Origin of the sequence: Ensifer sp. SSB1 (assembly GCF_016652895.1) — a bacterium.
In the GTDB taxonomy this organism is placed as follows: domain Bacteria; phylum Pseudomonadota; class Alphaproteobacteria; order Rhizobiales; family Rhizobiaceae; genus Ensifer.
Genome location: NZ_JAEPRP010000201.1, coordinates 1 through 4,290, shown reverse-complemented (window position 1 = coordinate 4,290; position 4,290 = coordinate 1). Strand labels below are relative to the sequence as shown.

At 60.7% G+C, this 4,290-nt stretch carries 5 protein-coding genes and 1 pseudogene; 3 read left to right on the top strand and 3 right to left on the bottom strand.

Annotated features, from left to right (window positions below):
* Positions 1–856 precede the first annotated feature (856 nt).
* Together I8N66_RS32250 and I8N66_RS32245 are read right to left on the bottom strand one after the other, a co-directional pair.
* Positions 857–1,060 (bottom strand): hypothetical protein, encoded by a 204-nt coding sequence (locus I8N66_RS32250; protein ID WP_291163034.1) that lies wholly within the window; start codon positions 1,058–1,060, stop codon positions 857–859.
* Between the two features lie 99 nt (positions 1,061–1,159).
* On the bottom strand, positions 1,160–1,438 hold the full coding sequence (locus I8N66_RS32245; protein WP_291163031.1) for a hypothetical protein: 279 nt from the start codon (positions 1,436–1,438) through the stop codon (positions 1,160–1,162).
* Between the two features lie 112 nt (positions 1,439–1,550).
* Here I8N66_RS32245 and I8N66_RS32240 point away from each other — a divergent pair, with 112 nt between their 5' ends.
* Positions 1,551–2,441, top strand: a complete 891-nt coding sequence (locus I8N66_RS32240) for a LysR substrate-binding domain-containing protein (RefSeq protein WP_113539286.1) — start codon at positions 1,551–1,553, stop codon at positions 2,439–2,441.
* 74 nt (positions 2,442–2,515) lie between these two features.
* Positions 2,516–3,163, top strand: coding sequence for a VIT1/CCC1 transporter family protein (locus tag I8N66_RS32235; protein ID WP_113539287.1), 648 nt, complete (start codon positions 2,516–2,518; stop codon positions 3,161–3,163).
* Positions 3,164–3,187: 24 nt separating this feature from the next.
* Here the strand turns inward: I8N66_RS32235 and I8N66_RS32230 are convergent, their stop codons facing one another.
* Positions 3,188–3,832: a GntR family transcriptional regulator gene (locus tag I8N66_RS32230; protein WP_113539288.1), complete on the bottom strand. Its 645-nt coding sequence runs from the start codon at positions 3,830–3,832 to the stop codon at positions 3,188–3,190.
* Between the two features lie 271 nt (positions 3,833–4,103).
* On the opposite strand from I8N66_RS32230, the pseudogene I8N66_RS32225 reads away from it, so the two are divergent.
* Positions 4,104–4,290, top strand: a pseudogene (locus tag I8N66_RS32225) (amidohydrolase); the annotation flags it as partial.

The following is a 4,290-nucleotide window of genomic DNA, read 5'->3' as shown; positions in this document are numbered from 1 at the left end:
TTTTTGGTCAGTGGCTTGTTCATGAGGCTTCCCATGCTTGGCGATGCGGGTATATTCGTCGCTTGGAAGATACTCTTCGGCTTGTCTGTTTGCGACATTCGCATGGATAGCAGCGACCGCAAAGTGATTTCGCATTGCGACATCGCGCGGCAAAAGGCGGCTCGGCCCGTCTTTCAGGCTTTTGTAAGGAAAGCGACAGTTTTTTCAGTCGGCTTGACGTTATCTGACAAGAACCGCCGGAGATACGCAACAATTACAAAGCACGCTTCAGGGTTGTGTTTGCCGATTGCGACGTTTTCGATGCGGGGGTGGGGTGTCGGTATGAGACAAGTCTGCCCTCAAGGCCAGGGAAGGCGCCAAGCAATCTCGACCTCAAGGCCGCTCAAGGAGAAGTGCGAAGCGATTGACCGACGATCACCCGCCTCTGGCGGCGTGCGATTTCCACATTGCATGCAAAGCTGCAGGCACTTCGGAAAGGCGATTTAGCGTGAAGCAGGATGGGGCAACAGCCGGTCGCCGTTTGGTCTCGCGGGTCAAGATCCTGTGGGCGGTTTTGGTTATCGCGACGGCCACCGCCTTGGGCGCTTAGATCGGTTGGGAGAACGACGGAGCAGCGGGCGCGTTGGCGCTCGCATTCGTTGGCCTCGTGGCCGGCGGTTTTCTCAGTTCACCATCGCTTCTCTTGCAGCTTGCCTGAGCGGCATTCGAGCGACGCGATTTTTCGCGGGCTTGGCGGGGCGCTGATGTGCGGTTGCCAGCAACGAGCCGCGCAAAGAGAAAGGGCACCGCCTTTTCGGCGATGCCCTTTACTGTATCCGGCCGTTTCGATCCGCGTGAAGCAGATCAAGCCGTGACGTCATTGTCCGTTCTTGTGCACTGCATCGTCCACCGACGGGAAGCCGATGTCCTTCAGCGTGTCATAGGACAGGTTTTCCAGTGCGCGTTCCTGGCGATGGCGCTTCCACGCTGCCCAGGCACGAACCTGCAGATTGAAGAGACCCGGAAGGGACGAGTGGGAGGATGCCCGTTCCGAGGCCGATGAAAACAGAGTGTTGGACATTTCATGGCTCCTTCTGAGTTTCTCAGGAGGTCGCGACCATGAGGTTATGTATGGCGCAACCTGATCTATCATTCCAACGAATATGTTTGATGCCTTTCATCAAACATGGTGATTGATTAGCGGGTCCGCAAACATCACGTCGTCGCGAACTCTCTTCGGCAGTTTGGCCAGTTCGCGCCGGGCTTCCACCCGATTTCGGGCGATTTGCCGTTCGCGTCGATGCCGGACAACGCCGTCGAGGACGGTAATCACTTGGGTAAGGGCGTTGAGGACCATGTCGTTGCTCCTGCTATGCTCATTTTTTACCACTGCCGGCGACGGCGGGCTGTTACAAAGGGAACTCTTCGAAGCGGCGATAACAAGTACGGCGGCGGACATGGCTTTCTCCTTCCTTCGTCGTCCTTGAGCTTGACTATCGGCTATCCCTGATGTTCAATCAAACGAAATGAAGTGAACTTATCTTTCAGTTTTTCTGATTGAGGATGCCGCCATGAACATGATGATGCGCCACGCGCTTCCGCTTCTTGAAATGGATGTGCTGAAGACCTTTGTCGCCATTGCCGAGACCGGCAATTTCACCACCGCTGCCGAAACCGTCTACCGCACGCCGTCTGCCGTCTCGATGCAGATCAAGAAGCTGGAGGAGATGCTGGGATGCACGCTCTTCCTGCGCGACGCGCGCTCGGTGACGCTGACGCCGAAGGGGGAGATGCTGCTCGGCTATGCCCGCCGGCTGCTGTCGCTCAACAATGAAACGGTGTCGCGCTTCCTGCTGCCGGACATGAACGGTGTCGTGCGGGTCGGTGCGCCGGAAGATGTCGGCGAGCGCATCCTGCCGGAGGTGCTGAAGCGCTTCGCCGATTCCTATCCCAACGTGACGATCGATGTCTCGATCGGCATGAGCAATGCCATGCGCAAGAAGGTCGACGAACACCGGCTCGACATCGCCATCTTCAACAGCCTCACCGAGGGGACGCCGAAGAATGGCGAAATCCTGATGCAGGAGAAGCTGGTCTGGGCCGGCGCCAAGTGCGGCAATGCGCATCTGAAGGATCCGCTGCCGGTGTCGATGTGGGAGGATGGCTGCGTCTGGCGGGCGGATGCGGTGGAGAAGCTGTCGCGGGCGGGGCGCAAGTTCCGCATCGCCTTCCTCAGCGCCTATACGACCGGCCAGCGGGCAGCCGTTCTCGCCGGCCTCGCGATCGCGCCTCTGCCGCGTTATCTCGTCCAGGGCGAAATGGTGCAGCTCGGCGAGCGCGACGGCTTGCCGGATCTCGGCCACTACAATATCGGCCTGCAGGTGATCAACGATGCGCCGGCGCCGGTGCTGGCGGTTGCCGATCACGTGCGTGACGCCTTCGCCGACCTGCAGATGCAATAGGGAGGCCGCATGCGGTTTACTGCCTTCCGACCCTTGCCTGCCACCCCTCGGTTCGTATCGCGGGGCGAACGGCCTTGAGCGACCATCCACGCCCCGTTCTCGATCCGATCGACCGTCTCTCGGAGATCATCTTCGGGCTGCTGATGGCGCTCTCCTTCACCGGAACAATGAGCACGGTCACCGGCGAAGAGGGTGGGGTAAACGCCGTGCTGGTCGCTGCCTTGGGCTGCAACATCGCCTGGGGCATCGTCGACGGCGTCATGTATGTGCTGACGACGGCGGTCGAGAGGGTGCGTCGCCGCGGCTTCCTCGATTCGCTTCGGCGTGAGCCGATCGAGCGTGCCCGCGAGATGTTTCTGGAAAACCTGCCGGATGACGTGCGTCGCGTGTCTTCGCCAAAGGAGACCGAGGCGCTGCTTCTGCGGGTGAGGGCGCTTTCCTATGATCCCAGGCACAGGGCGGTCACGGGGCATGACCTGAAGGCGGCCTTCGCCATCTTCCTGCTCGTCGTCATCTCGACGCTGCCGCCCAGCATTCCGTTCCTGCTGGTCGATGATGTCGCGCTGGCAATGCGCGTTTCGAACGCCATCGCGCTCGTCATGCTCTTTGTCATCGGCGCACGGCTCGGCCGCTACATGGGCCGTAGCCCCTGGCCAATGGCCTTTGCGATGGCCGCGATCGGGGCGGTTCTGGTGGCGGTGACCATCCTCTTTGGCGGATAGTCAACGCCAGGGTGCCGGCAAGGCTCACGCCTTGATCGGCGCCTGGCGGATGTGGATTTCGATCAGGCGTTTCAGTTCGGCCAGGTCTCTCGCCTCAAGCGCATCGACCATCAGATGGTGTTCGCGCGCGGACTGCTCGATGCGCGCCCGCGTGCGCCATTGCGAGACCGGTGCCGACACGGTGCGCTGGCGGATCTCGGCAACGACGTCGACGAGTTCGGAATTGCCGGCGAGCTGCAGAAGCGCGCGGTGAAAGGCGAGGTTGGCGTCGTAATGCTCCATGATGGAGCCGCGGAACGACATCTCGTCAAACTCCCTCGCAAGCCCGCGCAACTCGCCGATCGCCGCCGGCGTGACGTTGGCGATCATTCGGTCGGCGACGCCGGTTTCGAGAATGACGCGGATATCGCTGATCTCCCGTGTGCGCTGGTCATCGAGCTCGTAGACCTGATAGCCGCGGTTGGGATTGTGCTGCACCAGCCGGCGCTGCGACAGCCGGTCGAGCGCCCGGCGCACCTCCGGCCGCGTGCAGTCGTAGCGGCGCTCCAGGTCGATCTGCTTGAGCCAGGCGCCCGCCGGCAAGGTCCCGGTCAGGATGTCGTGCAGCAAGAGGTCGGTGACGTCCTTCTTCTCCTCGGGCGCCAGCATTTCCGTCAGATCGTCGCTCATTCCCTGCCTTACACTGTCTTGGCCGCTGTTGCCGGCGCGTGCCCCCTTCGGCGGCGCGTGCCCACGTTCCCTGTCGCGGCGGAATTGGCTCCATTTTTGGAGAAACTATGATGCTGCCCTGAACAATTCAATGCGGGAGAGCGGCGTTCCATGTTGGCCTTCGCCGTTGTGCACATCGGTCGAAATGTTTCAGGACCCTCTTGTGTATCCAAAAATGTTATCTTAAATTGGCGCCAATTATGGTTACTATTGTTGCGGAAGTCAAGAAACGATGAAAAATGCGGATGCCGTCTGGGACCTTCTCGAAGCCAAGCGCGAGCGGTTTTTCGTGCTCAGCGACCGGGTCTGGGATACGCCGGAAACCAACTACGAGGAGTTTTCCTCATCGGCCGAACACGCGGCGCTGCTGGAGGCCGAAGGGTTCCGTGTGTCGCGCGGCATTGCCGGCATGCCGACGG

Coding starts and splice junctions, on each gene's coding strand:
- I8N66_RS32250 (WP_291163034.1), bottom strand. CDS start 1,060: ATGTCCAACACTCTGTTTTCATCGGCCTCGGAACGGGCATCCTCCCAC.
- I8N66_RS32245 (WP_291163031.1), bottom strand. CDS start 1,438: ATGTCCGCCGCCGTACTTGTTATCGCCGCTTCGAAGAGTTCCCTTTGT.
- I8N66_RS32240 (WP_113539286.1), top strand. CDS start 1,551: ATGAACATGATGATGCGCCACGCGCTTCCGCTTCTTGAAATGGATGTG.
- I8N66_RS32230 (WP_113539288.1), bottom strand. CDS start 3,832: ATGAGCGACGATCTGACGGAAATGCTGGCGCCCGAGGAGAAGAAGGAC.